At 58.0% G+C, this 26928-nt stretch carries 28 protein-coding genes and 1 tRNA gene; 16 read left to right on the forward strand and 13 right to left on the reverse strand.

All coding sequences use genetic code 11. The features are described 5' to 3' along the window. The 5 genes from HW561_RS23705 to HW561_RS11510 form a co-directional block, all read left to right on the forward strand. Positions 1–211, forward strand: a 211-nt coding sequence (locus HW561_RS23705; protein ID WP_211198615.1) for a hypothetical protein, incomplete at its 5' end; no start/stop codon positions are given. 311 nt (positions 212–522) lie between these two features. Next, positions 523–1272 (forward strand): 5-oxoprolinase subunit B family protein, encoded by a 750-nt coding sequence (locus HW561_RS11495; RefSeq protein ID WP_176864857.1) that lies wholly within the window; start codon positions 523–525, stop codon positions 1270–1272. Then, entirely contained in the window at positions 1269–2267 is a 999-nt protein-coding gene (locus tag HW561_RS11500) for a 5-oxoprolinase subunit C family protein (protein ID WP_176864859.1), read from the forward strand. Before HW561_RS11495 ends, HW561_RS11500 begins: the two co-directional genes overlap by 4 nt. A 12-nt stretch (positions 2268–2279) precedes the next feature. Next, a complete protein-coding gene (locus tag HW561_RS11505; RefSeq protein WP_176864861.1) occupies positions 2280–3041 on the forward strand; it encodes a LamB/YcsF family protein in 762 nt (253 codons plus the stop codon). Positions 3042–3214: 173 nt separating this feature from the next. Then, on the forward strand, positions 3215–4462 hold the full coding sequence (locus tag HW561_RS11510) for a hypothetical protein (RefSeq protein ID WP_176864863.1): 1248 nt from the start codon (positions 3215–3217) through the stop codon (positions 4460–4462). A gap of 71 nt (positions 4463–4533) precedes the next feature. Here HW561_RS11510 and HW561_RS11515 read toward each other — a convergent pair whose 3' ends face one another. Together HW561_RS11515 and HW561_RS11520 are read right to left on the reverse strand one after the other, a co-directional pair. Continuing rightward, positions 4534–5937 carry a D-alanyl-D-alanine carboxypeptidase family protein gene (locus HW561_RS11515; protein WP_176864865.1) on the reverse strand — a complete coding sequence of 468 codons (1404 nt, stop codon included), beginning with the start codon at positions 5935–5937 and terminating at the stop codon, positions 4534–4536. 279 nt (positions 5938–6216) lie between these two features. Next, positions 6217–6918 carry an HAD family hydrolase gene (locus tag HW561_RS11520; protein WP_176864867.1) on the reverse strand — a complete coding sequence of 234 codons (702 nt, stop codon included), beginning with the start codon at positions 6916–6918 and terminating at the stop codon, positions 6217–6219. Positions 6919–7011: 93 nt separating this feature from the next. Between HW561_RS11520 and clpS the strand changes: the two genes are divergently transcribed. The 4 genes from clpS to hemF are packed head-to-tail and all read left to right on the forward strand — an operon-like array spanning position 7012 to position 10098. Further along, positions 7012–7353 (forward strand): ATP-dependent Clp protease adapter ClpS, encoded by a 342-nt coding sequence (gene clpS, locus HW561_RS11525; RefSeq protein ID WP_176864869.1) that lies wholly within the window; start codon positions 7012–7014, stop codon positions 7351–7353. Between the two features lie 50 nt (positions 7354–7403). Next, positions 7404–8369 (forward strand): class I SAM-dependent methyltransferase, encoded by a 966-nt coding sequence (locus HW561_RS11530; protein WP_176864871.1) that lies wholly within the window; start codon positions 7404–7406, stop codon positions 8367–8369. 37 nt (positions 8370–8406) lie between these two features. Next, positions 8407–9207, forward strand: coding sequence for an SDR family NAD(P)-dependent oxidoreductase (locus HW561_RS11535; RefSeq protein ID WP_176864873.1), 801 nt, complete (start codon positions 8407–8409; stop codon positions 9205–9207). Positions 9208–9213: 6 nt separating this feature from the next. After that, the gene (gene hemF / locus HW561_RS11540; RefSeq protein ID WP_176864876.1) at positions 9214–10098 is read left to right on the forward strand and encodes an oxygen-dependent coproporphyrinogen oxidase; all 885 of its coding nucleotides are present in this window, start codon (positions 9214–9216) and stop codon (positions 10096–10098) included. A 3-nt stretch (positions 10099–10101) separates the two neighbouring features. Here hemF and HW561_RS11545 read toward each other — a convergent pair whose 3' ends face one another. Next, a complete protein-coding gene (locus HW561_RS11545) occupies positions 10102–10509 on the reverse strand; it encodes a hypothetical protein (RefSeq protein ID WP_176864878.1) in 408 nt (135 codons plus the stop codon). 179 nt (positions 10510–10688) lie between these two features. Between HW561_RS11545 and HW561_RS11550 the strand changes: the two genes are divergently transcribed. Together HW561_RS11550 and HW561_RS11555 are read left to right on the forward strand one after the other, a co-directional pair. Further along, positions 10689–11201 carry a toxin-activating lysine-acyltransferase gene (locus HW561_RS11550; protein ID WP_176864880.1) on the forward strand — a complete coding sequence of 171 codons (513 nt, stop codon included), beginning with the start codon at positions 10689–10691 and terminating at the stop codon, positions 11199–11201. A 1-nt stretch (position 11202) separates the two neighbouring features. Further along, the gene (locus HW561_RS11555) at positions 11203–12120 is read left to right on the forward strand and encodes a Hint domain-containing protein (RefSeq protein WP_176864882.1); all 918 of its coding nucleotides are present in this window, start codon (positions 11203–11205) and stop codon (positions 12118–12120) included. 2 nt (positions 12121–12122) lie between these two features. On the opposite strand, the gene modC is transcribed toward HW561_RS11555, so the two are convergent. Genes modC through modA form a run of 3 tightly spaced genes read right to left on the reverse strand, consistent with a single transcriptional unit; the run spans position 12123 to position 14697 of the window. After that, on the reverse strand, positions 12123–13223 hold the full coding sequence (gene modC, locus HW561_RS11560) for a molybdenum ABC transporter ATP-binding protein (RefSeq protein ID WP_176864884.1): 1101 nt from the start codon (positions 13221–13223) through the stop codon (positions 12123–12125). Continuing rightward, a complete protein-coding gene (modB, locus tag HW561_RS11565; RefSeq protein ID WP_176864886.1) occupies positions 13220–13912 on the reverse strand; it encodes a molybdate ABC transporter permease subunit in 693 nt (230 codons plus the stop codon). The genes modC and modB overlap by 4 nt, the downstream gene beginning before the upstream one ends. Then, a complete protein-coding gene (modA, locus tag HW561_RS11570) occupies positions 13912–14697 on the reverse strand; it encodes a molybdate ABC transporter substrate-binding protein (protein ID WP_176864888.1) in 786 nt (261 codons plus the stop codon). Before modA ends, modB begins: the two co-directional genes overlap by 1 nt. A gap of 220 nt (positions 14698–14917) precedes the next feature. Between modA and HW561_RS11575 the strand changes: the two genes are divergently transcribed. Beyond that, positions 14918–14993: transfer RNA gene (locus HW561_RS11575), tRNA-Val, on the forward strand. A gap of 148 nt (positions 14994–15141) precedes the next feature. Next, positions 15142–16140, forward strand: coding sequence for a LacI family DNA-binding transcriptional regulator (locus HW561_RS11580; RefSeq protein ID WP_176864890.1), 999 nt, complete (start codon positions 15142–15144; stop codon positions 16138–16140). On the opposite strand, the gene HW561_RS11585 is transcribed toward HW561_RS11580, so the two are convergent. Together HW561_RS11585 and HW561_RS11590 are read right to left on the reverse strand one after the other, a co-directional pair. Then, positions 16141–17274 (reverse strand): Gfo/Idh/MocA family protein, encoded by a 1134-nt coding sequence (locus tag HW561_RS11585; protein ID WP_176864892.1) that lies wholly within the window; start codon positions 17272–17274, stop codon positions 16141–16143. It lies immediately after the preceding gene. Between the two features lie 39 nt (positions 17275–17313). Then, positions 17314–18417, reverse strand: a complete 1104-nt coding sequence (locus tag HW561_RS11590) for a Gfo/Idh/MocA family protein (RefSeq protein ID WP_176864894.1) — start codon at positions 18415–18417, stop codon at positions 17314–17316. A 112-nt stretch (positions 18418–18529) separates the two neighbouring features. Here HW561_RS11590 and iolC point away from each other — a divergent pair, with 112 nt between their 5' ends. Genes iolC through HW561_RS11605 form a run of 3 tightly spaced genes read left to right on the forward strand, consistent with a single transcriptional unit; the run spans position 18530 to position 21192 of the window. Beyond that, entirely contained in the window at positions 18530–19510 is a 981-nt protein-coding gene (gene iolC / locus HW561_RS11595; RefSeq protein ID WP_176864896.1) for a 5-dehydro-2-deoxygluconokinase, read from the forward strand. Between the two features lie 9 nt (positions 19511–19519). After that, positions 19520–20356: a 5-deoxy-glucuronate isomerase gene (locus HW561_RS11600; protein ID WP_176864898.1), complete on the forward strand. Its 837-nt coding sequence runs from the start codon at positions 19520–19522 to the stop codon at positions 20354–20356. After that, positions 20353–21192, forward strand: coding sequence for a class II fructose-bisphosphate aldolase (locus HW561_RS11605; protein WP_176864900.1), 840 nt, complete (start codon positions 20353–20355; stop codon positions 21190–21192). The genes HW561_RS11600 and HW561_RS11605 overlap by 4 nt, the downstream gene beginning before the upstream one ends. Before the next feature lie 24 nt (positions 21193–21216). On the opposite strand, the gene HW561_RS11610 is transcribed toward HW561_RS11605, so the two are convergent. From HW561_RS11610 to iolD, 5 genes are read right to left on the reverse strand one after another with little or no spacing between them, the layout of a single operon-like run. After that, positions 21217–21975, reverse strand: a complete 759-nt coding sequence (locus tag HW561_RS11610) for an SDR family NAD(P)-dependent oxidoreductase (RefSeq protein WP_176864902.1) — start codon at positions 21973–21975, stop codon at positions 21217–21219. After that, positions 21972–22778: a 5-deoxy-glucuronate isomerase gene (gene iolB / locus HW561_RS11615; protein ID WP_176864904.1), complete on the reverse strand. Its 807-nt coding sequence runs from the start codon at positions 22776–22778 to the stop codon at positions 21972–21974. Before iolB ends, HW561_RS11610 begins: the two co-directional genes overlap by 4 nt. 48 nt (positions 22779–22826) lie before the next feature. Further along, positions 22827–24008 (reverse strand): phytanoyl-CoA dioxygenase family protein, encoded by a 1182-nt coding sequence (locus HW561_RS11620; protein WP_176864906.1) that lies wholly within the window; start codon positions 24006–24008, stop codon positions 22827–22829. A gap of 49 nt (positions 24009–24057) precedes the next feature. Further along, complete coding sequence (iolE, locus tag HW561_RS11625; protein WP_176864908.1) at positions 24058–24957, reverse strand: myo-inosose-2 dehydratase; 900 nt, start codon at positions 24955–24957, stop codon at positions 24058–24060. Continuing rightward, positions 24954–26786, reverse strand: coding sequence for a 3D-(3,5/4)-trihydroxycyclohexane-1,2-dione acylhydrolase (decyclizing) (gene iolD, locus HW561_RS11630; protein ID WP_176864910.1), 1833 nt, complete (start codon positions 26784–26786; stop codon positions 24954–24956). Before iolD ends, iolE begins: the two co-directional genes overlap by 4 nt. Positions 26787–26928: the final 142 nt, after the last annotated feature.

Raw genomic sequence — 26928 nt, forward strand, 5'->3', positions numbered from 1 at the left:
ATGCCCCCAGTCTCTCCTGAGCGTCCCAACCGTCTCTCCGGCCCGTCTCCAGCGCCTCACCAGCGCCGGTGAAGGGGGTTCTAAGTATAACCCGCTCCAGCCGCAAGCAGAAAATTGGAAACTGCCCATTTTTTTTGATTTTTCTTATTTTATTACATTAAATCAACCAATTACATCCTCACCTGAATTCCAAATTCATGCAGAAAGCTAACAGCAATCACAGGCAAACACCCCCTCTACGTTTCGCGTGGAATGGAGGAACACAAGATATAGCGATCTCACCGTATCTCGATACAAGGCAACCCGACTCGAAACTTGATTCCGAGTCACTTCAAAGGCGTGGGAACGGGCCGGAATCGGCAAAGCGACCATACGTCGAAAGCGCAACTTAGTTTCAACAGACGCTCTTTCCAGTCGTTTCGAAATCAAATTCTCCGCCTGCCTATTCCCCAGCCTTGCGTATCAACGCCGGATGCGGTCAGGTTCCGAAACGAATTCCACCTATTTTGATGCGGGACATAAATGACCCCCCCCAATCCTTTCCCCCTGGTTCGAACCGTTGGCCTTGACGGAGCCTTGGTGACCTTTGGCGACGCAGTGACTGAACCCGCCAACCGAGCCGCTTTGGCGTTTCGGGCCGAAATCGAGCGGCAGCATTGGGATGGAGTGACGGAAACGTCGGCCTCGTTGGCTTCGACCTATATTCGGTTTGATCCAGTGAATGTGCCTCATGCCGAAGTCACACAACGTCTCGCGGCCCTATTGAACCAAAAAGACTGGTACAGCACACCCTTGCCCGAAGGGCGCAGGCTGTGGTGCGTGCCGACCGTCTATGGCACCGATCTTGCGCCGCAACTGGAAGAAGCCGCGGCGGCGGCGGGCTTAGATCCCGAGGAAGCGGTCCGGCGGCTCAGTCAAACCCGTGTACGGGTCCTGACCATTGGCTTTGCTCCCGGACAACCCTATCTCGGCCCGCTCGGGCCGGAGTTTAACATTCCCCGCCTACAGGAATTGAACCCTATGGTGCCCGAAGGCGCACTGGTTCTGGCGATTTCGCAATTTGTTCTGTTTTCCGGACCGACCCCAACCGGATGGCGGCATGTCGGGCAAACGGCCTTTCGGTGTTTCCGTCCTGAAATGGCGCAGAGCTTTGCGCTGAGACCCGGCGATGAAATGCTGTTCAAGGCGGTGTCTCGCGAAGAGTTGGAACACATCCGGGATGACAACGCCGATGGTTCTGGCGGCGCAACATGTCAGGAGATCACCGCATGAGCCTGACCGTCCGCCGCATTGGCCCGGCCTGCACCCTTCAGGATCAAGGGCGCACGGGTTTTCTGGACCAAGGTCTATCACGGTCGGGGGCTGCTGACATTCTGGCGCTACATGAAGGGGCAGCTTTGTTGGGTCAAAGCCCGGACTGTGCTGCACTGGAAATGGCCGGGATGGGGGGAGAATTCGAAGCATCTCAACCGACCCGTATCGCGCTGACCGGTGCCCCCATGAAGGCCAGTATCGACGGCAGCCCGGTGGTCTGGAATGCCTCACACCAGCTGACACAAGGACAACGGCTTGTTATCGGAGCAGCCCTGCAGGGCAACTACGGATATCTCCATGTGGGTGGCGGGGTCGAGGCCGCAGTATTTCTGGGATCCCGCTCCACCCATCTGACCGCCAAGATAGGCCGGGTGGTACAGGCGGGCGACGTGCTGGCAGCGGGTCCAGACACGGGCAATACCGGATTGAAACTGATCCCGTCCGAACGATTTTCGGGGGGTGTGCTGCATGTTGTCGCCAGCTTTCAAACGTCACTGTTTGACAACACAGCATTGGATCGATTTGCCAGAACCAAATTCCGCCGTGGCACACGCGCCAACCGGATGGGCATGCAACTGGAAAGCGACGGAGATGGCTTCGCTGCGAAAGGCCAGTTGAATATCCTGTCCGAGGTGATCACCCCTGGCGATATTCAGATGACTGGCACCGGCAGTCCGTTCATCCTGTTGCCCGAGTGTCAGACCACCGGCGGCTATCCCCGCATTGCGACCGTCCTGCCCTGCGATATGCCGCGTGCGGCGCAGACGCCTGCGGGCGCGCCAATCCGGTTCGAATTCGTCACAATCGATCAGGCCATGGCCCTGCACACACGTTTTCAGTCAGAGCTTGCCCACCTGCCCCGCCAAGTTGAACCACTGCTGCGCGATCCACATGACATCGCGGACCTGTTGTCCTACCAATTGATCAGCGGAGTGATCTCTGCCACCGACTAAGGAGATTTGCCGATGCCTCGCGTCGACCTGAATGCCGATATGGGTGAGAGCTTTGGTCCATGGAATATGGGCGATGACGAAAGCCTGCTAAAAATCATCACCTCGGCCAATATCGCCTGCGGCTTTCATGCGGGTGATCCCGATGTGATGGCTAAAACGATGACCCTGGCCGCCGACAATGACGTGGGCGTTGGAGCCCATCCCGGTTTCCCCGATCTTCAGGGCTTTGGCCGCCGCAATATGAAAGTGCCCCATGACAGCCTGCGCAATCTGGTTCGGTATCAGTTGAGCGCGGCAAAGGGCATGGCTTCGACCGTTGGCACCAAAGTGCGTCATCTGAAACTGCACGGTGCACTGGCCAATATGTGCTCGGCCGATGTCGATATGGCGCGGGCCTGTTATCAGGGCGCATTGGACGTCGACCCCGATATCATCATCATGGTTCTGGCCGTCACCAAACAGGAAGACGCTGTGCGCGAGTTGGGATGCAAATGGGTCGGTGAAATTTTTGCTGACCGCGCCTATAACGACGACGGTACTCTGGTCGATCGCAGCCTGCCCGGCGCAGTGATCCACGACCCCGAGATTGCCGGTCCCCGTATCCTGAACATGGTCCGCCAAGGCGCAATCATCACCGAAAGCGACAAGCATCTGGAAACGTCCATCGACACGATCTGCCTGCATGGGGACGGCCCGACCGCCGTGCAAATCGCTCGCTCGGTCCGGGAAAACCTGATCGCAGGTGGCGTCGAGGTGACGAAATTCACCCGATAGACAGATCCGCGTAATCTCTGCTGCTTACTTCCTTATTGTTGCGCGGACGGATTTCAGCCCCTAGCATGACTGCAAGTGCATGTTCTGAATACCGTAATTGAAGCAACGTAATTTGCGGGCTGGTGGCGCAACCACCCCCACCGCAGCCGGGTTTTGCGCAAGGAGGCACGCCTATGTCTTTCGACCTGATGTCCTATGAGCCGCGAGGCGACAAGAAGAACTCAGATTTCTTTCACGAATACCTTCCGAAGATTTACGAAAGGCGCAATAGCTCGGGCATTGCCGATCAGGTCGGGCCAATGCGGGCGATCGTGATTCAGGTCGAAGGGACGACCTTGTTCGACACGATGCTCGAACTGTATGTCATGACCCCGTATCGCCACACGACCAGCTATCTGGGACGGACGCACAAGTTCTCGGTGATGCACTCGCACCCTGATTATCCGGCACTGATCCTGATGGCCCCGCTAAGCGATACGTTCGAAGACTTCATCCCCCGCATCAACCGCATGTACCCGCTGGCGCGAAAAACACCGCAGACCCGCTATGTTGGTGAGATTTTCGGGGCCACGGATCTGAACACCTTGAGCAAAACGCTCGAAGATCAAAACATCCGGTTTGAATACAGCGGTGAAACCGAAAATCCGTTCTACACGCAAGACGGGCTCCTCTTTACTACGCCGTCCGATTTCACCTGCAACCGAGTTGGTTATTCCACACTGGATTTCAATGACACTGACAGTCTTGGTCTGGGCGACCGGGTGCTGCTGAGCACTACGGAACAAAAGCGTCTGGACGAAGTTGCCGCCTTTTGCAGTGACGCCAAAATTGCCCCATTGATGCTGGGAATCGACCACCTCGCGACGCGCGTTTTGGCGGGTGAACGTGAGGACGCGATCCTCGAGTTTCTGACGATGGTGCCCTATTACTTTTGGGGGGCTTACAACATTTTCGACATGAACTCGTCGACCAACGTGAACCGCAACTCCAATGTCGACAATGACAAGAAATCTCCGGCCAAGGTATTCACGGCTAACAACACACCTTCTTTTGTGAATTCCTTCGCCAAACTGCCGATGCCAACCGAAGATTTCGTCCGCAATTTCGGCCGCCGCCTGCATCACATGGCCGTCGAGATTCAGGATGGCGACCACAGCGCTGGTGAGAAAAACGTCGATTTCGTGGTCAACACGCTCAAGGACAAAGGTGTGCCTTTCCTGGCCCATGTGGTGGGTGAGTGCAAAGACGATCCGAATCTGAAACAGATCTTCTCGAAACACTCGAAATACACACTGCTGATCACCGAATATATCGAACGCTGCCATAAATACGATGGGTTCTTCACCAAGGATAACGTCGCGGCCTTAACTGCGGCTGCCGGGCAGGATGAACAATATGAGCACGGACACGTGTTCGACTGAGGGCACTGGCAAAAAAAGGGCTGCGAAATCTCTTTCGCAGCCAATACCCATTCAGGAGAGAATGCCGAGCCTTATGATGGCCCGATCATGAAACAAGTAACATTGCGCGCCTGCAACCTGCGGCAGGCCAGGTCGGCCTGTTCGCGGGTCATGCCCTGAAAGGTCGCATCAAACCCGCGCGAGCTTTGGTTCACCTTGCGCAACTTTCCTTCCAGCGTGGTCATTTCCGACAGCGCCGTCTTCAAAAGAACCTTCTCGGCCTCATACCGGGTGGTATAGCGACCCACATTGACGCCCCACAGAGATCCACCTGACGTGGACAGGCGGGTGACAACTTCCTGCTCGGGCTCTGGTTGTTTTGCCGGTTCGGTCGAAGCCAAAACCAAATTATCAGGCCGCAACGCCGGGCGCGTGTCCGAATTTTCGACCGGTGGCGCTGTTGGTGCAATATCGGCAGCCGCAATAGCCGCCGCTATACCAGTTTGAATGCGATCGCCGTTCTTGGCGGCTGTTTCCGCCACGGCGCCAGCAACCTGAATAGCTGCACCGGGACCCGGTCGCAGCACGGGCCGTAAGCTTGACTTGGGCGCACCAACTGCCAGGCGGGCGACTTTGACTGTGTCTCCCAGACCGGTATTCCCGGCATAAACAGGACGTGCAGGTCTGCGAATAGGCGCGCGGGATGGCGCGCGGCGGAAGCCCATATCCAACAATTCAGCCACCTTGGCATTACGCGAGGCGCCGGATTTGCCACCAAACACAGTCGCAATGATCCGTTCATCTTTGCGCTTGGCAGAGGCAACAAGATTGAACCCCGCAGCACGGGTGTAACCGGTCTTGATGCCATCGGCGCCTCTGTAGGCGGCCAGCAGGCGACGGTTCGTGTTGGGAACGGTCTTGATCCCCGCGTGCGTCGATTGCCGTGAGAACAGGTTGTAGTACTGCGGATAATCATACAGCAGATGGCGCCCCAACTCGGTCATATCACGAGCGGTCGACAAATGCCCTGACTCGGTCAGACCATGGGCGTTCTTGAACGTTGTCCGGCTCATCCCCATCGCCTTGGCGGTGCGTGTCATACGGCGGGCAAAGGCCGCCTCGGACCCGCTGAGCGCGATCCCGATGGCCGTCGCCGCATCATTGGCCGACTTCACTGCGGCGGCCCGGATCAGATAACGAAACGCAATAGTCTGCCCCGATCGCAGACCCAGCTTGGACGGCGGCTCGGACGCAGCTTTCTTGGTGATGCGCACAGGGGTGTCCAGTGCGATCTCACCGTTTCGCACCGCTTCAAAGGCGATGTACAACGTCATCATCTTGGTCAGCGACGCCGGATGCAACCGCGTGTCCGCGTTTCGGGAATGCAGCACTTCGCCCGTGCGGGCGTCGATCACCATCGCCGCATAAGGGGCCGCAAGCCCTTTCAGGGGTGCAAAAACGAGCACCCACAGGAATACCATAAGGAGTAGGCCCATTCGGGCCGGAACTGTCCGCCGAATCTGCACGATCTTTGCCTCTGTCTGCCTCGCGCCGCCGGGTTTTCCCGGTCAGCATAATTATTTTATTAAAGACGAGGCTAGCACAGAGACCCAATGAAATAAACCGAAAGCTGGGGTTTTCGCAGTTTCGTTATGCGTCCGGACACCTGCTACATCTTGGTGTTTCCGCGCACGCCCACACCAAATGCGCTGCTGCGACGAGGATTCAGCTCTCCCCCTCGAGGAATTTTCTAAAACTGAGGCCGAATGGCCACATCAACTCAAGCCGCGGACAAGCTCCGCCAGATCGCCCAAATCCTTCAATTCATGGAATCGCGGGCTTCCGACTGGCACCTCGGCCTGCTCGATCTCCCAAACGAGGCCATGTGGAACGTAAACACCCCAACATCCGGCCTGAATCGGCGCCACAACATCGGATCGCATCGAATTGCCAACCATCATCGCCGCCCCCGGGCCATCACCGTATTGACCGAACACCCCGCGATATGTTTCCGGCGTCTTTTCCGAGACGATTTCAACCCAATCGAACAGATCACCCAGCCCCGATTGCGCCAACTTTCGCTCCTGATCAATCAGGTCACCCTTGGTGATCAACACCACGCGATAGGTCTCCGCCATCGTCTCGACCGCCTCGCGCGCATGGGGCAACAATTCAATCGGATGGGCCAACATCTCTTGCCCGGCTTCGATCAATTGCCGAATGACCGCAGCCGGGACATGGTCCTGTGTGACCTCGATGGCGGTTTCAATCATCGACAGGGTGAACCCTTTGATGCCGTATCCATAGTGCCGGATATTGCGTTTTTCAGCCGCCAGCAGACGGTCCATCAGATGATCCCGCGCGGCATGATCCGCCAGCAGGTCGGCGAAATGGGCCTGCGTCAGTTTAAAGAACCGCTCGTTGTGCCACAGCGTGTCATCCGCATCGAACCCGATTGTGGTCAGTTTTTCTTCCATCCCGTTTACGTCCGCTTGCTCTTTTCTCTGACGACGCTCACGTTATATAAGCGCACAGGTAATCCCAAAGTCTGAATCGGACAGTTATACGCGATGCTGGAAAATCCCTGGATGATGTCTGACGACTCGGACGACGATAATGACACGTCGATCCTGGTACAGACGCGCCCCAAAACCAAGCGTCCGCCGCTATACAAAGTTCTTTTGCTGAACGACGACTACACTCCGATGGAATTCGTGGTGCATGTGCTGGAGCGGTTCTTCGGAATGACCCACGCTGAGGCGTTTGAGATCATGTTGATCGTGCACAAGAAGGGCGTCGCCGTGGTGGGGGTCTTCAGCCACGAAATTGCAGAAACCAAAGTGGGTCAGGTAATGGATTTTGCCCGCAGGCATCAGCACCCCCTGCAATGTACTATGGAACGTGAAGAATAAAACGACATTGGGCCAAGTTGCCCGCGCCATATCTTCTGCAGGAATTGCCCATGTCCCCTCGCCTTGATCTTGCCCTGCAAAGCGGCCTGACGTTGTCGTCACCGCTGACCGTGATTGGCCCGACGCCAAATCATGATCTGTCGTCGCTGCCATCGGATTCGCAGGTGGTGCAGCCGTTCAAACCCTTTCACGACCACTTTGCGGACCAGGGATTTACCACGACGCCCAAAGCCGATGACCCCTGTCAGGACGCAATCGTGTTTTTGCCGCGCGCCAAGGCGTTGGCCCGCGCATTGATCCATCAAGCCTGTAATCGCGCCAGTGGCGTGATCGTTGTCGATGGCGCAAAGACCGACGGTGTGGACAGCGTGTTGAAGGACGTCCGCAAACGCGTCACGGTCGACGGGCCGATTGCCAAGGCGCACGGCAAGATCTTCTGGTTCCAATCCGACCCACAGGCCTTTTCCGACTGGGCCGCGCCGGAAACCCAAAGCGTGGATGGCTACCAAACAGCCCCTGGCGTGTTCTCAGCCGACGGAATCGATCCGGCCTCGGCCTTGCTGTTGCGGGCGCTGCCTACCAAGCTTGGCTCATGCGTGGCGGATTTGGGCGCAGGCTGGGGGTATCTGTCTGCAGAACTGCTCAGGAACGAAAGCCTCAAAACTTTACATCTGGTCGAGGCTGACCACGCCGCGCTCACTTGCGCCCGTACCAACGTGCCAGACTCTCGCGCCCAATTTCATTGGGCGGATGCCGTCACGTGGAAGGCGCCCGAGTCAATCGACACGGTGGTCATGAACCCGCCGTTCCACACCTCGCGCAATGCCGACCCCGCGCTGGGACAGGGGTTCATCGCGTCAGCCGCCCGCAACCTGACTCGCAGCGGCAACCTGTGGATGGTAGCCAACCGCCACCTGCCTTACGAGACCACATTGAGTGAGTTGTTCACTCAGGTAAAAGAAGTGACTGGCGACAATCGGTTCAAGGTTTTTCACGCCTCTCGCCCTCGGCGATAAGGCCCGCTAACCTGCGCCCCAACTCAGGAGGATTCGGATGTCCTTTTCCATAGCTGGCAAGACAGCAATTGTAACAGGCGGTGCGAACGGAATCGGGCTGGCCATCGGGCGTCATTTCGCGGATGCCGGTGTAAACGTCATGTTTGCCGACATAGACGAAAAGCGCCTGATCGAGGAACTGGGCGATCAGGCGGAAGACAGCAACATCAGCTATTTCGCCGGTGATCTGCGCGAAAAGCTGACCATCGCCAATCTGTTGTCAGCCACCCTGGACGCGTTTGATCAGGTGGACATTCTGATCAACGGCGCGCGACAGGTGATCCCCTCAGATCCGCTGGACACCGATGACGACTCGGTTCGGACCTTGCTGAATCAGAATCTGATGCCGGCTTTGCGGCTCAGTCAGGTCGTGGCTAAGCGTATGATTAAACAGTCGGGCGATGACAACGATAGCCCGGCGGGCTCGATCATCAACCTGTCCTCGATTGCGGCCCGACGCACACACCCGGATTTGATGGCCTATTCGGTATCGACGGCTGCGCTGGACCAGATGACCCGCTCGCTGGCCGTGGCACTGGCACCAAGCCGCATTCGCGTGAACTCGATTGCGCTGGGGTCGGTCATGAGCGCATCGTTGCAATCCACACTTAAGGAAAACCGCGATTTTCGCGATGACATCGAAAAACACACTCCACTGGCCCGCATCGCATCCCCGACCGAGTTGACCGAGACCGCGCAATTTCTGGCCTCGGATGCATCCGGGTTCATCACCGGTCAAATCCTGACAATCGACGGCGGCAGAACCCTGCTGGACCCCGTCGCTGCCCCGGCGCATTAAAAATCCATGTTTGATACCGAAAAATCCACCGCCTCCGCATGGTTCCGTCAATTGCGCGACGATATCGTTGTTGCCTTTGAAGCGTTAGAGGACAGCCACGACACTGGCCCGTTCTCGGACGCGCAACCAGGCCGTTTCGAGGTCACAGAAACCAAACGCCAATCCGAAGACGGCACTGATGCGGGTGGCGGTCTGATGTCCGTCATGCGCGGCGGGCGCGTGTTTGAAAAGGTCGGTGTCAATGTTTCAACCGTCTACGGAACGCTCGGCGAACGGGCTCAGCAGGCCATGGCCGCGCGCAAGGGAATTCCTGGCATGACCGAGGACCCCCGGTTCTGGGCATCCGGCATCAGCCTTGTGGCGCATATGCAGAACCCCCACGTTCCGGCGGTTCACATGAACACACGCATGTTCTGGACGCCGCACGCATGGTGGTTCGGCGGCGGCTCGGACCTGAACCCCTGCATCGAATACGACGAAGACACGGCACATTTCCATGCCACGCAAAAGGCCCATCTGGATCCGCACGGGCCGGGGCACTATCCACGCCTGAAAGCCTGGGCGGACGAGTATTTCTACATCCCTCACCGCAAACGGGCGCGGGGTGTCGGTGGTATCTTCATGGATGATCATTGTACCGGCGACTGGCAGGCGGATTTCGCGCTTACGCAGGATATTGGCCGGGCGTTCCTGCCTGCATTCCTGCCCTTGGTGGAAAAACGCCGGGTACAGGGCTTTTCCGATGCCGATAAGACTGCCCAACTGGTGCATCGCGGCCTGTATGCCGAATACAATCTCGTCTACGATCGGGGCACCAAGTTCGGCTTGGAAACCGGCCATGACCCGGATGCCGTCCTCATGAGCCTGCCACCAATGGCCAAGTGGGTCTGAACCTCAGAAGTCGAGGTCCATGAAGTTGTCGTAGCAATAGTTCTGTGCGGACGAAGCCGACATGTTCTCACCCACCCGCTTTACAGTGATGGAATATCCGGGGTTTGTGTCGGCCCCGGGCGGTGGGGTCAGCGAGAATTGCACCGTTCTGACCCCCGGTTCGTAAGCTCTTGCGATATAGATACGTTGTGAATTCGAAACGCCCAGCGTGCGGATCGCGTAATCTCCGATGCCGCACCAATAGTTGATCGCCGCGGAAGAGCCGATGGCTTTCACTTCGTATATACCATTTTGCAATGGGGTTATCTCGGTTCTGAACTGTGGCCTTACGTTCAGACCAAACCCAACGGCTTGTGCCAATCCCGGCGTCAAAACCAATGCTGTCACAGCTAAAATCTTGCAAAAACGCATCCGCGAAACATCCTGAAACACAAATCCCAATCCTTTATAGCATAATAACCGCGCCATCCGAGTAAAGGTGCCTGAACGTGCTTACGTAAAACCCCACCCTGCCCCATGCTACAGAAATTGGTACCAAATTGACTTGTTGTTAGTTAAAATCTCGATGTGATTGTGTGTTGGGTGCGTATTTGAATAGTTCATTTCCAAAAGACTGGTTTGATATTCCGCCCGAGAAATACGCTGATTTTGGTGCGATGTTCTATTTGGCCGGGCTGACGAAAACGCATCAGAAACGCAGCTTGGCGCAAACGCTCTATGCTTTTGAAACCCCGTTTCGGTTGGGGCAATACCACATCTTCCGACAAAACGGATTTCCGCGCGGATTTATGACTTTTGCCGGTCTCAGCACCGAAACTGAATACAGGTATGCCGTTCAGGAAAAACCTCTGTCCGACAAGGATTTCACCAGCGGCTCGTCTTTCTGGATCGTCGATCTTGTGGCCCCGTTTGGACAAACCAACCAGATGGTCGATATCCTGAAGCGGGACATTCCACACCCGCGCGTGCGCACCAACCGAATGGACAGCGATCTGACGCGCAACAGGATCGTGGAATGGACACGGGATACGGCGGGCGACGTTCATATGCGACTATATCGCAAGAAGGAATTCGAACACGTTCTACAGCAAGGTGGGGTTTGAAATGGTTTCAATTCCAATCACAGGTGATCTTACAGGGCAAGTAACTGGAAACCCTCCGAACGAGGCGGAGGGGGAGCTGACTTTGGACAGTGGTACGCTGTCAATTGTTAGCCAAAACTGGGTGATTGGGACCCAACCTGAACATGGTACTGTCAGTATTGATTCCAACACTGGCGAATGGACCTACACGGTTGACCCGACCTTTTTCGCCGATCTTGATGATGATGAAATCGTTTTTGACGAGTTCACGGTCCAAGTAACGGGCACAGTCGCTACTGGTATAGGTAATTTACCCTACTCAGGGACTGCAACCATCAGCATCGAAATCGAAGGCGTATGTTTCACCGCTGGTACCCGGATTGAAACCCCGGATGGCGCAAGACCCATCGACGAACTGGAAGTTGGCGACCCCTTGCTGACACTGGATCGCGGGGCGCAACCGATCCGATGGATCGAAAGCAGCCATCTTTCTGCGGACCGATTATGTGACAATCCCGCTATGCGCCCTGTTCGAATTACTGCTGGCAGTCTTGGTCCAAATACGCCCAATCGCGACCTTTTGGTATCCCAACAGCACCGCATTCTGATACGTGGTCCCAAGGTCGAATTGCTGTGCGGCGCACCCGAAGCCTTAGTCGCTGCCAAGCATCTGTGTTCATGGCCCGGAATATCCATCGATACGTCGGACCAGCCTGTCGAGTATGTGCACATCCTGCTGGATCGGCACGAAATCCTGATAGCCGAGGGCGCCCCAGCCGAAAGCCTGTTTCTGGGCGACGAAGCGCTGCACACAATATCCTCTGAGGGTCTGCAAGAGCTGGCCGCCATCTTCCCGGACCGCATTACGTCGCAGAATTCGGGTTTTGGGCGGGCCGCACGTCTGATCCTGCGCGACCATGAGGCACGCGCGCTCGCGTGATCTCAATCACCTGACCTTATCCGCCCACCGACGTCCTGCGGGGCCAGTGCAACGGTTTTTATAACTGCATGGCATGGGCTGCCAGGTCGAAGATCCAGCGCCGCGACAGACCTGCGCGTCACGCGGGCCAAAACGATCCCGGCAGGTGTTTTCACCGCCACGATGGCCCCCGGACCATCACCGGACCGGATCGAATCGACAGTTCCGCTCAAGACATTCAGGGCTGACAAACCTTCTGGTACCTTGCTGGACAAGATCACTTCCTGCGCCGGTATCCGGATGCGCAGATCTTCCCCGACCCGGTGCCGGATCTGCGGCAAAAACAATCGCGATCCGTGCGCGTCCAGCTCGGTCAACCCATCGGGGTGATGCTTCAGAACCCGAACCTGCAACACCGCGCCCACCGCCCGAATGCCAGCAGGGGCCACAGAAGGGTCCGCCAGCACATCCGAGGCCGGGCCATGGCGCACAACCTTGCCATCTTGCAAAGCCACCACCGAGGTTGCCAGCCGGGCCACTTCGGCCGCCGAATGCGTGACATAGAGGATCGGCACCGACACCTCATCCCGAAGTCGCTCGAAATACGGCAGGATTTCCGCCTTCCGGGCATCATCCAGCGCCGCCAGCGGTTCATCCGCCAGAATTAACCGCGGGCTGGCCAGCAGGGCCCGACCGATGGCAACCCGCTGTTTTTCGCCACCCGACAATCCCGCCGGACGCCGGTCCAAAAGATGGCCGATCCCCAACATCTCGATAACCTTGTCAGGATTTTCGCGCGGCGCCTTCCGAGGGGCGAACCACCGGCCATAGGCGAGGTTCTGGCGCACGGTCAGATGCGGAAACAACCGCCCTTCCTGAAAGATATACCCCAGACGCCGTCGATGAGGTGGCAGCCAGAGCCCCTGGTCGGTGTCGAACAAAACCCAGTCATCGACGGCCACGCGTCCGGCCTGTGGCCGCATCAGACCAGCAACCCCGTTGACTATGGTCGTCTTACCCGAGCCGGAGCGCCCGAACAGAACCGTCACCCCCGAAGGTGCGTCAAAGCTGAGATCCAAATCAATCCCCGGCAAGGCGTGCTGCATCCGAACAGACAGGCTCATGATCCGGCCACCCGAGCTGCCGCACGCCGCCCGACATATTCCGACAACAGCAATGCGCTCATGGCGATGACGATCGAGATGATCACCAGCCGGGTCGCGGCGGCCTCACCCCCTGGCACTTGCAAGAACGCATAGACGGCTGAAGGCAATGTCTGCGTCTGACCCGGAATGTTCGAGACGAAAGTGATGGTGGCGCCAAACTCGCCCATTGCCTTGGCAAAGGCCAGAATGGCTCCTGCGACAACACCCGGCAGGATCATCGGTAAGGTCACCGTCGCAAATACAAACGGACGCGAGGCCCCAAGCGTCGCCCCTGCCTGCTCCAGCCTGGGGTCCACCGCCTCGATCGACAAGCGGATCGCCCGGACCATCAATGGAAACGCCATGATGCCGGCGGCCAGCGCAGCACCTGTCCAACGGAAGGCAACAACAATCCCGAACTCGGCCAAAAATCTGCCCAACGGCCCCTGAATGCCAAAGGTCAACAACAGCAGATAGCCGGTTACCACCGGCGGTAAAATCAGAGGCAGATGCACCAAACCGTTCAAAATCTGCCGCCCCGGAAATCGCCAGCGCGCCAGTGCATAGGCCACGAATATACCGAATGGCAGGGTCGCCAGCGTCGCCCAAAATGACACACGCAGCGACAACCTGAGCGCCTCCAACTCGGCAGGGCCCAACCAATCCATCACGATCCCCCGCCCGGCAGTGCGAACCCCTGTTCAAGGAAAATGGCCTCTGCCGCGTCAGTTTGCAAATAACTCAGAAATGCCTGCGCGCCGGGTTTTGCCGAGACAGTCACCGCCGCCGGATAAATGATCGGCGGATGCAGATCGGCCGGGAAGGTCCCAACAACGCTCACACGGGTTTCAGCCTGTGCGTCTGATCGATAAACGATTCCCAATGGTGCGGCTCCTACCGCCACCAAAGCCAACGCGGCGCGCACATTGTCGGACTGGGCCACCTGACCGTCCACAGTGTCCCACAGCCCCAATCCCTGCAACGCCACCTTGCCATAGATACCTGCCGGAACCGCATCAACCAGCGCCATAGCAAGATATCCTCCGTTCAGTTCTGAGGTCAGATCATAGTCCGGCCCGATCTGCCCCACGGCAACACGATCCGCAGCGCCGATCAGAACCAGCCCATTGCCCAGCAGATCCACGCGTGATGACACGTCGATCAATCCGTCTGCCTGCAAAACATCCATCCAATCAGAGTTGGCCGAAATGAACAGATCCGCCGGTGCGCCCAGCTGAATTTGCCGGGCCAGCACCGAAGAAGCCGCGTAAGAAATGGTGACGTCCTGCCCCGCCTGTTGCTCATACTCGGGCGCGATCTCATCCAGCGCCGTCTTCAGACTGGCAGCAGCAAACACCAATACCCCTTCGGCCCCGGCCCGGATCGGCGCCAGCGCCAATGCACAAAGAACCAGTGCCGCGCTCAGAAACCGGCGGAAATCGGAAAGGATCATGTGCGCTCCCAGCAGGAAGGTTGCAGTTCCTCAGGGAATATCGGAGGCGACAGGGAACACGCAAGCGCCTTTGCAGTATAACCCGTGCACCGGGCGCGAAAACCACAGGGCAGAATTTCTCCTGACACCCCTCCAGACTCAATCACTAGCAAATTCGATGCAAGAAATTCTTCCAGACCCTCTTGCGCCTGCGCGCAGGCTTGGCTACATCCACCTTCACGGGTGATTAGCTCAGTTGGTAGAGCGCTTCGTTTACACCGAAGATGTCGGGAGTTCGAGTCTCTCATCACCCACCACCTTCTCTATCAACAAGACACCGGCGATGGTCGAGATGCCTCCAGCGCGGATTGCAACCGGTTGCACCCCCGGGGCGATGGTGCATAATGCCCATGCCATGAAAAAGCCAACAGCCTATCTGTCCCTCAGACCCATGGGGCAACAACCGTGAGCGTAACTCTGAAAGACGTTGCGGCCCTTGCGGGCGTGTCCCGGTCTGCCGTCTCGCGCACCTTCACCGAGGGCGCATCCGTATCCGCCAAAACCCGCAGCAAGGTTGAAAAAGCAGCGCTAGAACTCGGCTACAGCCCGAACGCACTCGCCTCATCGCTTACGACCGGACGAACCAAGCTGATCGGCTTGATTTCCAACAACTTTCACAACCCGATTTTCCTTGAAGTTTTCGACCAATTCACCCGCGCCCTGCAGGAACGCGGCCTGCGCCCTCTGATTGTGAACCTGACGGATGAGACCGAGCCGGCAAACTCGGTCAGGATGCTGCGACAGTATTCGGTCGATGCCGCCATCGTCGCCTCATCCACCTTGCCGCCCAGCTTTGCCAAGGCCTTTCACGATGCGGGCGTGCCGGTTGTGCACACCTTTGGTCGTTCGGCGACATCGCCCGAAGTGCATGTGGTGGGAATCGACAACGTGGAATGCGGGCGCATGGCTGCACGAGAGCTTTTGGCACGCGGTTATCGGCATGTGGGATATCTGGGGGGTCCGAAAGATGCGACCTCGGCCCTGGACCGGCATCGCGGGTTCACAGAAGAACTGTGCGACCATCCTGAAATCAACGTGACCCACTGTTTTGCAAGCGCTTATTCGTTCGAAGCCGGGCGCAGCGAGATGTTGCGCCTGCTCGCAGACTCTCCGGCCGAGGCTTATTTTTGCGGCGATGACATCCTGTCCGTCGGGGCATTGTCAGCGCTGGCCGAGCATGGGCTGAAACCGGGCAAAGACATCGGCATCATTGGCCTGAACGATATGGAGATGTCTCGCTGGCAAAGTGTTGACCTGACGACCATTCACCAACCGATCAAGCAGATCATCACTTCGTCCGTAGATCTGGTCGAGCAGATGCTGAAAGAGCCTCAGCGCTATCCCGAGGCCCGGATTTTCCCCTGCCGGGTGATCGAGCGGGGCACGCTGCGGCCCCGCCTCTGATCAGCGGAACATTGGCGGGCGGGCATCTTTCCATGTGCCGTTTTCCTTGCCGGACGCAACCGCGGCGTGAACTGCGGCAATCGAGCGAACGCCATCCGACGCGCCGGGCAACCCGTCGCGGTCTTCGCCTTGGATCGCATCAGCCAGATCACAATAAATGTTGGCCACCGCCAGAGGGAAACCCTCGGGGTGCGCAATGGCGACGCGGGACAGACGCTGAGCCTCCTCATGCAATCCGCCTTCACCCTTTTCGATGATCTGCGTCCGTCCGCCGACGGGCGTATAAATCAACTGGTTGGGTTGCTCGGACGCCCAACGCAGCCCGCCTGTTTCCCCAAAAACCTGAATGTCAAATCCATGCTGACGCCCGATCGCGACCGAAGAGGTCCAAAGCCGCCCGACCGTTCCACCTTCCATGCGGAAATTGATCATCGCGTCATCCTCCAGCTCCCGACTGGAGATGGTCGAGGCCAGGTCGGCGGAAAGAGTCTTTACCTCGTCGCCGCAGATGAAACTGGCCATGTGCAGGGCATGGATGCCGCAATCTGCGAACTGCCCAGAAACACCCGCCATTGCCGGATCATACCGCCAGCGAACGCGCGGGTTATCGCCATCCGTAGCGTCGCCATGATGGCCATGGCTGAAGTTTGTCACGACCAGACGCACCTTGCCAATCTCACCGGCACGCACCATCGCGCGGGCCTGACGCACCATCGGATAGGCAGAATAACAGTAATTCACCGCACATATCTTACCCGATGCCTCGGCAACGCGAACGATCTCTTCGCCCTCTTCCACCGTCATTGTCATCGGCTTTTCGCACAGCACGTTAAGCCCCGCCTCAAGAAATGCCTTGGCAATCTCGAAATGCGTCGAGTTGGGGGTGGCGATGGTCACCAGATCGATCCGGTCCGCACGGTCTTTTTCGCCAGCCAGCATCTCTTGCCAATTGCCATAAGCGCGATCAGCGGCGACACCCAATCTCTGGGCGTATTCACGCCCCACATCGGGTCGGTGGTCCAGCGCGCCGGCGGCGAACTCGAACATCCCGTCAGCTTGCGCGCCCAACCGGTGTGCAGGCCCGATCTGGCTGCCTTCACCACCACCGATCATGCCCCATTTCAGCTTTGCCATGGTCTTCGTCTCTCTTCAGATTTTCGTTGGTTTTTGCGATTAGAAATCGCGAATCTCTTTCCATTGCCGCTGATCCGAAGAGGCCAGCGCAGCCGCCAATACGCGGTTGACTTCGTGCCCATCGCGAAACGTTGGCCAAATTTCCTCACCGGTATGGACCGCCTGCAGGAAATCCTTGGCTTCGATGATGATCTGATCCTGATATCCGGTGCCATGTCCCGGACCCTGGCAGAACGGTTCGTAATCCGGATGGGCAGGGCCAGTCAGAATCTTGGTGAACCCTCTGGACGCTTCCGGCCCTTCGCGCCGATAGAGCCACAAGGCGTTCTGATCTTCCTGATCGAAACGGATGCCGCCCTTGGTGCCCGAGATTTCGTAGGCATAGCCCATCTTGCGCCCAGTCGCGACACGGCTGAAATAAAGGTTGCCCATGACGCCGTTTTCGAAACGGCACATCATCTGGGCATGGTCGTCATTCGTGACCTCGCCGCCGGGGCGCGTGCTGTGCACGGTCTCAACATCAGCCATCACTTGCGTGATGGGACCGACCAATGCCATCGCACCGTTAACCATATGCGGGGCAAGGTCACCAATCGTCCCATTGGCCATTCCGGTCGTGCGCCAGGTCGCGGGCGCTTCGGGGTCGGCATAGAAATCCTCGGTATGCTCACCCCTGAACCAAGTGACATCGCCAATGTCGCCGTTTGCGATCAACTGACGTGCGAATTGACTTGCCGGTGTGCGGATATAGTTGAACCCGACCATGTTGATCGCACCCACCGCCTCAGCCGCAGCCACCATCGCCCGACTATCATCCAACGATGCGCCCAAAGGTTTTTCGCACAGCACCGGCTTGCCCAACGCAAAGGCTGCTTCGGCAATCTGACGATGTGTCGACTGCGGCGAGGCAATCACGATGGCCTCGACCGCCGGATCGTTGACCAGCACACACCAGTCATCGGTTGCGCGTTGAAATCCGTAAGCCTCCCTGTAACGCTCAGCGCTTTCTGGGCTTGAGGCACAGATCATCTCAAGTCGAGGCCGCAGTGCAGTGTTGAACACCGCGCCTACCGCCGACATGGCAACGGAATGAGCCTTGCCCATATAGCCGCCACCAACAATTCCAATTCCGATATCAGGCATTTGCCGCGGCTCCGAACATACTATTTGCAACCGGTTGCAAAATCAGTATCGTGTGAATCGATTCAACGCAAGGTCCAAACTTTGCCGACTCATTTTGCCGGAGGGATATGACTTGAGCACTTTGATCGACGGTATCAAAGGAAACCGCTTCGCCGTTCTGGGACGCGCAGGCATGGACCTGTACGCAGATCCCATTGGTGTCAAAAGCGAAGATGCCGATACGTTCCACGCCGATCTCGGTGGCTCTTCCGCCAATATCTGTGCCGGTTTGGTCAAACTGGGCAGTCAGGCGGCGCTGATCACTTCGGTCTCGGACGACGCAATTGGCCGGTTCTGCCTGAACCGCTTGCGTCACTACGGCGTTGATACATCGAACATCCGCGTGATCGGCGGCGAATATCGCATGTCGATGGCCGTCTACGAAAGTCGGATCGAAAACTTCCAGAACGTCATCTACCGCAATGGCGCGGTCGACTTTCAGGTGACCGAAGAGGACATGGATAACGTTGATTACGATGCATTCTCGGCCGTGATCTCTGCCGGAACCGTATTCGCTGCAGAACCCTCGCACAGCGCCACGTTCCGCGCCTTTGAAAACGCACGTAAAGCCGGCCTGCCAATCATTTTCGACATCGACTACCGCCCATACAGCTGGCCTTCGCCCGAAGTTGCCGCCGATGTCCTGTCCCGCGCGGGCGACGCAAGTGATCTGATCGTCGGTAACGATGAAGAGTTCGGGTTCATGGCCGGCGGCATCGAAATGGGCTTTGCCAAGGCGAAAGAGCTGGCGCAAAAACCGGGGCGCATCGTTATCTATAAGATGGGCGAAAAGGGCGCGGTGACCCTGGTGGACGGGCAAGAAATCCGCACCGGCATTTATCCTGTTACAGCTGTCAAACCTAATGGCGCAGGCGACAGTTTCATGGCCGGTCTGCTGGCCTCGGTCGCGGCAGGGCATTCACTGCAAGACGCGGTCATGCGCGGCTCGGCCTGCGCCTCGATTGTAGTGTCCCAGCCCGGGTGCGCACCTGCCATGCCCACGACGCCCGAACTGGATTCGTTTCTTACCACCCATCCCGGCCCGACCTCATAGGAGCACCCAATGCACATCGCGCCCTACGACAATCAGAACAAACCTATCGTAGACGCCGACGACCCGACGGTGCCTCTGAACTATTTCAACATCGTCAAACTGAAAAAGGGCGAGGCATTCGAATATCAGGTCCCGGGCTATGAAACCTGCATCACCCCTGCCACCGGCAGCGTCGACATTGATATCGAAGGCGTCCGCTTTGCCAAGCTGGGCAACCGGGGCGAAGATGTCTGGGATGGCGAACCCGAAGGCGCCTATGTTCCCGTTGGGGCCAAAGCGCAGCTGGTCTGCGTGTCTGACCAAGCCGAGGTGTTCATCGCAGGCGCGAGATACGACAAGGTTCTGGACCCCTTTGATGTCCGCGAACATGACCTTGTTCAATACGGCAGCGACGACACCAAAACGCATCGCAAAATCAAACACATCCTCGGTCAGAAACAGCAAGACAAGGTCGGTCGCCTGTTAGTCAGCGAGCTGTTTACCGTTGGTCAGGGCGGATGGTCAGGTTTCCCCAGCCACAAGCACGACACCAATCGGTTGCCGGATGAAACCCGCCATGACGAGACCTATAACTTCCGCTTCAAACCCAACTGGGGCTCCGGCCTGCAGATGCTGCAGCGCGAGGATAATGAACCGGGTGATGCCTATCACATCGTCGATGGTTCAACGATCTGCATCGACAAGGGTTATCACCCTTGCTGTGTCCTGCCGGGATACGAGATGTATTATTTCACCATCCTTGGCGGCCTGAGCCAACGCTCTCTGGTGCAATATTTCCAACCCACGCATGCCTATCAAATCGAGACGATTCCGGGCATCAAAGACATGATTGCCAAATTCAAATGACCCTAGTCACTCTTTCAGACGTTCTGACCCCCGCTTACGCTCAAGGGTATGCAGTGGCCGGCCTTGTCACCCTTGGGTGGGAGGATATGCGCGCCTATGTGGCCGCTGCCGAAGCTGAAAACGCCCCTGTCATCCTGCAGGCGGGGCCCAGCTGCCGCGATCACACCCCGTTGCCAGTGCTGGGCAAAATGTTCCGACATCTGGCCGAAAACGCCTCAGTCCCGGTGGTTGCGCATCTCGATCACGGCTACACGTTCGAAGATTGCAAGATCGCCCTCGACAGCGGTTTTACGTCGTTGATGTTCGACGGATCACGCAAGCCTTTGCAGCAGAATATCGACGAGACCGCAGCCATTGCCGAAATGGCCCATGCGGCCGGAATTTCCTGCGAAGGTGAGATCGGATTCGTGGGGTATTCGGGCGGTGAAGGGTCCAACGGAACCGACCCCGCCGAGGCCGCACAATTCGCCATTGAAAGCGGCGTGGATGCGATGGCAATCTCGGTTGGGAATGTCCACCTGCAACAGAACAAGGAAGGCGGATTGGACGAGGACCGCATCCGCCAGATCGACGCCTCAACCGACATACCATTGGTGATTCACGGTGGATCGGGTGTACCGGTAGAACAACGTATTCGACTGGCACGCGAAACTTCGATTTGCAAATTCAACATCGGTACTGAACTGCGGATGGCCTTTGGCGAAGCCTTGCGTGAGGCGGTCAATCGGGACCCAAGCCGTTTCGACCGCGTCACCATCCTGAAAGAGACCCACGACCCGGTCGAAGCGGCGGCACGTGTTGTCATTCGCGCCTTTGGTGCACCGCACCAAAGATAGCTTGGTACTTGAATCGGGGGTGGTCTAAATCGAACCGCCTTCGACCATGAAGTTGCCCGCGCTACACATGGCAGCATCGTCAGAGGCCAAGAACAGCACCATCCGCGCCACGTAAATCGGGTCAATCGGGTCTGGCAGGCATTGCCGGTCGACCTGTTTGGCCAGCGCTTCAGGTGTGACCCACAGATCCTTCTGCCGATCAGTCATGATCCAGCCCGGCACCACCGTGTTCACGCGTATACGGTGATCACCCAACTCGCGCGCCATGGTGCGGGTCAGGCCATGCACGGCTGATTTCGCGGTGGCATAGGCCGGGAAACCGGCGCCGCATTCCCACCAGGAATTCGAACCCAGATTGATGATCGAGCCGCCGCCCTTCTCGGTCATACCCGGCGCGACTGACTGGATGGCAAAAAACATGTGGCGGATATTGGTCGCCATACGTTCGTCCCAGTATTCTGGCGTAACTTCGCGCCAATCATGCCGGTCGTCCTGCGCGGCGTTGTTGACCAAAACATCGGCCGCGCCCAACGTGTCACTCAGTTGCGCAAAGGCGGCGCGCATTGCTTCGATGTCGCGCAAATCACATTGGGCAAATGCATGCTGGCCATCCAGTTCAGCCAGTAGCGCATGCCCTGCATCGGCATTGATGTCGAGAAACCCCACCTTTGCCCCCTGCGCCGCAAACCCGCGCGCAGTATCAGCGCCGATGCCTCCTGCACCGCCCGTGATGAATACGGTTTTTCCGTTCAGACTGGGGTAAATGGCAAAGTCTTTGGTCAACTGTCACGCTCCATGATCCATTCGACCTCGGGGGCCGGGACAAAACGCCATTTCCGCAAAGGCCCGGCCATGACGTTCAGATAGTACATCTCAAATCCATAGGGGGCACCGCAAGGGTGATGCCCGCGAGGGACGGTCACAACATCGCCATCCGACACGGCCATCGTCTCATCCAGTTGCCCGTCATCGGTGTAAACCCGCTGGATGCCAAAGCCATTGGCCGGATTGAGGCGATGGTAATAGGTCTCTTCCAGATAGGTGATGCGGGGATAATCATCTTCGTCATGGCGATGGCTGGGATAGGAAGACCAATGACCGTTCGGGGTGAAGACCTCGGTCACCAGAAGGCTGTCGGCGTAGTCTTCATTCTCCATCGCGATATTGTTGATATAACGCGTGTTCGCACCCTTGCCGCGTTCTGTCAGCGTGATGCCATCCGGGCCGATGCGGCGCGCCTGATGACCGCCTTTGCCGGGCGCTGAACACACTGCGATGACACAATCGGTCTCGGCCACTGCGGCCCATTCCGTTTCGTTGGGCAGATACAGGCAATGTGGTGCCGTCTTTTCAAAGACGTTCATACGTTCTCCCAGCACGCCCCAATCCTGCCCGGCGCCGGTGACCTTTGCCTTGCCTTCAACCATCACCAAGATGACTTCGCGATCTCCGGTTGCCTCTGCCGCCCGGTCGCCCGCTTTCAGATGGTAGAGCCCGAACCCCACATATCGCCAGCCAGCGCTGGCCGGGGTGATATCATGCACCTTGCCGCGGGTGCCCAAGGGTTTTTTAAGCAGGTCTGCCATGGGGGTATCTCCTTGATGGGCGGGCATGTGGTGCCCGCCCTTAATGTGTCAGGCAGCTTGCCTTGTTTGCAGGGCCGAGAATGTTTCGGCCAGTCGCAACTCGGTCCATCCCTCAGATACCGCGCGACGCAGGATATCGGCCTGACTCTCGGGCGCGTTACCGCCAACCGGAGGATCCGTGTCCAGATTGGTCGGGAACGGATACCCCTCTGCCGTGGCCGCAATGGCTGCCTCCAGTTCTACCGCATCCAGCTCGCCACGCTGTTTCAACGCAACCAGCGACGGGAACACGGCCTGGGCCATCGACCATCGGTCAACAGCTTCCATCGCGCGCCCAAAGGCGGACGAGATTTGCAGCAGGTTCGCCATCCGGTGAATGTCTGCGCTGCTGTTTTCGCCCGCCGCATGGAACAGCGCTGGATTAAAGAACACCGCATCGCCCTTTTCCAAGGGCAACTGGATGTAGGCCTCTTCGAAATATGCCCGATGGGCGTCGTCGTGGAACGCCAGATAGCCGGGCGGGTAGAGTTGCGAAAACGGCAACAGCTTGGTCGGGCCGCTTTCCACCGGCATATCACAATGGGCAATCGCCCCCTGCAAGGTCAGCGAAGCCGTGACCAGATGCGCATGCGCCGGGTAGCGCGCTGCACTTTCGGCGCTCTGGAACCCCAGATGGTAGTCCCGATGCGCCTGTTGGGCTTTGCCGCCCGGGCGCACCTGATTGATCTGTGCGGTGACCTGATAGTTCGGGCCAAGCCAGGCCTCACAGGCCGCGGCAATCGCAGTATTTCCAAAATACAATGCAAAGCCCTCGGGATCGCGCAAACATTGCTTTTGCAGGGCGTTCCAGATCCGGTCGTTGGCGCCGGAGGCGGCGAAGTGATCGCCTTCGCCCGCGCCGCTTTGGCGTTCTTCGTCGATGATTTGACGAAACACATCGCTTGCCCGGTCGATCACGGATGTATAGGCAAAGGCGCCTTTCAGCACGATGACTCCGGCCGATTTATCCAGAACATAGCCCCATTCCGCCAAAAGCGCTTTGCGTTCGCCTACCTGTTCCAGCGCGGGGCGCAGAGCATGCATGTCATAGATCGGCACATTCTTTTCGATCGAGGCGGCATGGGGCACCGCCCCGGTGGTCAGGTTCTGCGAGGTCAACACCTTGAATTCATCCAGATCACAGGATTCCCGGTCGAAATAGCCGACAAAACCTAGTTCGTGATGTACCATGATTTTTCTCCTCTTTCATGGCTTCGGTGTTGCCCCTCGGGGCGGGTTGTTACGCTTTGATCTCCAATCCTGCCTGACCGCAGACATCGAGAATGTGATCAAAACCTTTCTTGGAGTATTCATAGGGTGGTGCCTTGGCCGGGTCCTGTTCCGCCTCGACCACGATCCAGCCGTTGTAGTCCATTGCCTTCAACGCATTGGCGACCGCTTGGAAATCGATGCAGCCATCACTGGGGACGGTGAAGGCACCAGCGATGACCGCGTCCAGGAAGCTGCGATTGTTTTCAAGCGTGTCCTGAACGACCGAGGGGCGGATATCCTTGAAATGAACGTGATGAACACGATCCCCCCAGCGGTTCAGCGTTGCCATCACATCACCTCCGCCAAACAGCAGATGGCCAGTGTCAAAGCACAGTTTCACCTCGGGGCCGGACCCTTCCATCAGCCAGTTCACATCATCTTCGCTTTCGATAATGGTGCCCATGTGGTGGTGATAGGCCATCGGCATACCCTGATCGGCCATCCACTTCGCCAGCTCGGTAATCTTGGCGGCGTAGGTCAGAACCTCGTCTTTGGACAGCTTGGGACGGGTATTCACCGGCGTCCCGATCTGCCCCTGCACGGTGTTTGAACACTCGGCATAGACGATGCACGGGCTGTTCAGCGCCACGAACTGTTCGACCTGTTCACGGACCGCTTCGCGTTCAGTCGCAAAATCATTGACCAGCGACGCGCCCGAACACCAGCCACCGCATAGGGCAATATCATTGCCTTCGAGATAGGCGCGCAGCCCTTCGGTGTCGCCCGGCATCCGCTGGCCACGCTCTACGCCTGTGTAACCAATCTCTCGCGCCTCTTTCAGCGCCTGTTCCATGGTGTAGGCCGCCGTCAGGTCCGGCAGGTCGTCGTTTTGCCAGGCGATCGGAGAGATCCCGATTTTCACGCTCATTTCGTGTTTCTTTCCTTGATTGCGACCTCGTAAGCCGCTCGTTTTTCGTTCACTTCGGGGCGGGTGCTGACCTCGGGGACGGCCACCTCCCACCACGTGCCGCCATACTCGGTCGACGGGTATGGATCGGTATCGATGACAACCACGTACGGACCATTGATGTCGGCGCGTTTGGACAACGCATCCTCAAGTTCGGCAATCGAGCTGACCTTGACCGAGGTCGCGCCCATCGCCGCCGCGTGGGCTGCAAAGTCGATGGCCGATGGCGTCTCGTGCACGGCATGTTTCAGCAGATTGTTAAACTCGGCCCCACCGGTGCCCATCTGCAGCCGGTTGATGCAACCAAACCCCCGGTTGTCGGTGATGACCACGGTGAACGAAATTCCCATCATCGCGGCCGAGGCCATTTCGGAATTCGCCATCATGTAAGTGCCATCGCCGGTAAAGCAGATCACATCACGATCGGGCTCGGCCATCTTGATGCCCATCGCACCGGCGATCTCATACCCCATGCAGCTAAAGCCATATTCCATGTGATACGCGCCGGGGCGCGGTGCTTTCCACAGCTTGTGCAGCTCTCCGGGCATGGTGCCCGCCGCGCACATCACGACCGTATCGTCATGCGAGGCACGCTGGACAGCGCCCACAACCTGCATATCCGTCGGCAGCGCGTTCCCTTCGTTGGGGACATCGGTCAGTGCGTCGACCTTGCCGAACCAATCCGATTTGAGCGTGTCGCCCACGGGGGCCGCACGATACCCTTGCAGTTCGACACCCAACTCCTCCAGACCGACGCGGGCATCGGATTGCAGTGGCGTCGCACCATGTTTACTGGCGTCGTAAGCGGCGGTATTCAGACAAATCATCTCGCGTTCCGGGTTGGAGAACAGCCCCCACGAACCGGTTGTAAAATCCTGAAACCGTGTACCAACACCCAATACCAGATCCGCCTCGGCGCAGATCTCATTGGCTGGCTCCCCGCCCGTCACGCCCACAGGCCCAAGGTTCAACGGATGATCCCAGGCCAATGCAGACTTGCCCGCCTGTGTCTCGGCAATGGGGATGTTGTGCGTCTCGGCAAAGTTCTGCAACGCATCTGTTGCGCCCGAGTAATGCACCCCGCCACCGGCCACAATGACCGGTCGCTTGGCCGCCTTGATAGCTGCAACGGCACGAGCCAGCTCACCCTCATCCGGGCGGATGCGGCGCTGATACCAGACGCGCGGTGCAAAGAAACTTTCGGGATAGTCATAGGCCTGAGCCTGAACATCCTGACAGAAAGCCAGCGTCGCAGGTCCGCACTCGGCAGGGTCTGTCATGGTGCGAAACGCGCGCGGCAACGCCGTCAGCAAATGCTCGGGTCGCGAAATGCGGTCGAAATAGCGGCTGACCGGTTTGAAACAGTCATTGGCGCTGACAGTGCCATCACCGAAATTTTCGATTTGCTGCAGCACCGGGTCAGGACCACGTGTGGCGAAAACATCACCGGGCACCAACAGAACCGGCAAACGGTTCACATGCGCCAGCGCCGCCGCCGTGACCATGTTGGTGGCACCCGGTCCGATCGACGACGTCACGGCCATGGCCCGCGTGCGCCGCATCTGCTTGGCGTATGCAATAGCGCAGTGTGCCATGGTCTGCTCGTTATGACCGCGATAGGTCGGCAGCGTATCTTTCACGCCATGCAACGCCTCGCCCAGACCGGCGACGTTACCATGGCCAAAAATGGCCCAGACACCTGCGATGAACGGCTCTCCGGCCTCGTTCATCTGCGCGCCCAGATAACGCACCAAAGCTTGCGCTGCGGTCAGTCGGATTGTCTTGGTCATGATAATCCCTCTCAACAGGAGCCCAGCTGGGGCGTCCGTCGTGTCGTATATTGTCAAAGGTTTCAGGTCTTGTGCCGGGCATGGCGCGTTCAAAGTAGGGTCATGCCACTATTCCTTGAATGCCCCACCCAATCCGGCGGAG

It is taken from the genome of Ruegeria haliotis, assembly GCF_013377785.1.
Classification (GTDB): domain Bacteria; phylum Pseudomonadota; class Alphaproteobacteria; order Rhodobacterales; family Rhodobacteraceae; genus Ruegeria; species Ruegeria haliotis.

What these genes read in the sequence shown, in the direction of transcription:
- HW561_RS11495 (WP_176864857.1), top strand. Translation starts at nt 523, where the DNA reads ATGACCCCCCCCAATCCTTTCCCCCTGGTTCGAACCGTTGGCCTTGAC.
- HW561_RS11500 (WP_176864859.1), top strand. Translation starts at nt 1,269, where the DNA reads ATGAGCCTGACCGTCCGCCGCATTGGCCCGGCCTGCACCCTTCAGGAT.
- HW561_RS11505 (WP_176864861.1), top strand. Translation starts at nt 2,280, where the DNA reads ATGCCTCGCGTCGACCTGAATGCCGATATGGGTGAGAGCTTTGGTCCA.
- HW561_RS11510 (WP_176864863.1), top strand. Translation starts at nt 3,215, where the DNA reads ATGTCTTTCGACCTGATGTCCTATGAGCCGCGAGGCGACAAGAAGAAC.
- HW561_RS11515 (WP_176864865.1), bottom strand. Translation starts at nt 5,937, where the DNA reads ATGGGCCTACTCCTTATGGTATTCCTGTGGGTGCTCGTTTTTGCACCC.
- HW561_RS11520 (WP_176864867.1), bottom strand. Translation starts at nt 6,918, where the DNA reads ATGGAAGAAAAACTGACCACAATCGGGTTCGATGCGGATGACACGCTG.
- clpS (WP_176864869.1), top strand. Translation starts at nt 7,012, where the DNA reads ATGCTGGAAAATCCCTGGATGATGTCTGACGACTCGGACGACGATAAT.
- HW561_RS11530 (WP_176864871.1), top strand. Translation starts at nt 7,404, where the DNA reads ATGTCCCCTCGCCTTGATCTTGCCCTGCAAAGCGGCCTGACGTTGTCG.
- HW561_RS11535 (WP_176864873.1), top strand. Translation starts at nt 8,407, where the DNA reads ATGTCCTTTTCCATAGCTGGCAAGACAGCAATTGTAACAGGCGGTGCG.
- hemF (WP_176864876.1), top strand. Translation starts at nt 9,214, where the DNA reads ATGTTTGATACCGAAAAATCCACCGCCTCCGCATGGTTCCGTCAATTG.
- HW561_RS11545 (WP_176864878.1), bottom strand. Translation starts at nt 10,509, where the DNA reads ATGCGTTTTTGCAAGATTTTAGCTGTGACAGCATTGGTTTTGACGCCG.
- HW561_RS11555 (WP_176864882.1), top strand. Translation starts at nt 11,203, where the DNA reads ATGGTTTCAATTCCAATCACAGGTGATCTTACAGGGCAAGTAACTGGA.
- modC (WP_176864884.1), bottom strand. Translation starts at nt 13,223, where the DNA reads ATGAGCCTGTCTGTTCGGATGCAGCACGCCTTGCCGGGGATTGATTTG.
- modB (WP_176864886.1), bottom strand. Translation starts at nt 13,912, where the DNA reads ATGGATTGGTTGGGCCCTGCCGAGTTGGAGGCGCTCAGGTTGTCGCTG.
- modA (WP_176864888.1), bottom strand. Translation starts at nt 14,697, where the DNA reads ATGATCCTTTCCGATTTCCGCCGGTTTCTGAGCGCGGCACTGGTTCTT.
- HW561_RS11585 (WP_176864892.1), bottom strand. Translation starts at nt 17,274, where the DNA reads ATGGCAAAGCTGAAATGGGGCATGATCGGTGGTGGTGAAGGCAGCCAG.
- HW561_RS11590 (WP_176864894.1), bottom strand. Translation starts at nt 18,417, where the DNA reads ATGCCTGATATCGGAATTGGAATTGTTGGTGGCGGCTATATGGGCAAG.
- HW561_RS11600 (WP_176864898.1), top strand. Translation starts at nt 19,520, where the DNA reads ATGCACATCGCGCCCTACGACAATCAGAACAAACCTATCGTAGACGCC.
- HW561_RS11605 (WP_176864900.1), top strand. Translation starts at nt 20,353, where the DNA reads ATGACCCTAGTCACTCTTTCAGACGTTCTGACCCCCGCTTACGCTCAA.
- iolB (WP_176864904.1), bottom strand. Translation starts at nt 22,778, where the DNA reads ATGGCAGACCTGCTTAAAAAACCCTTGGGCACCCGCGGCAAGGTGCAT.
- HW561_RS11620 (WP_176864906.1), bottom strand. Translation starts at nt 24,008, where the DNA reads ATGGTACATCACGAACTAGGTTTTGTCGGCTATTTCGACCGGGAATCC.
- iolE (WP_176864908.1), bottom strand. Translation starts at nt 24,957, where the DNA reads ATGAGCGTGAAAATCGGGATCTCTCCGATCGCCTGGCAAAACGACGAC.
- iolD (WP_176864910.1), bottom strand. Translation starts at nt 26,786, where the DNA reads ATGACCAAGACAATCCGACTGACCGCAGCGCAAGCTTTGGTGCGTTAT.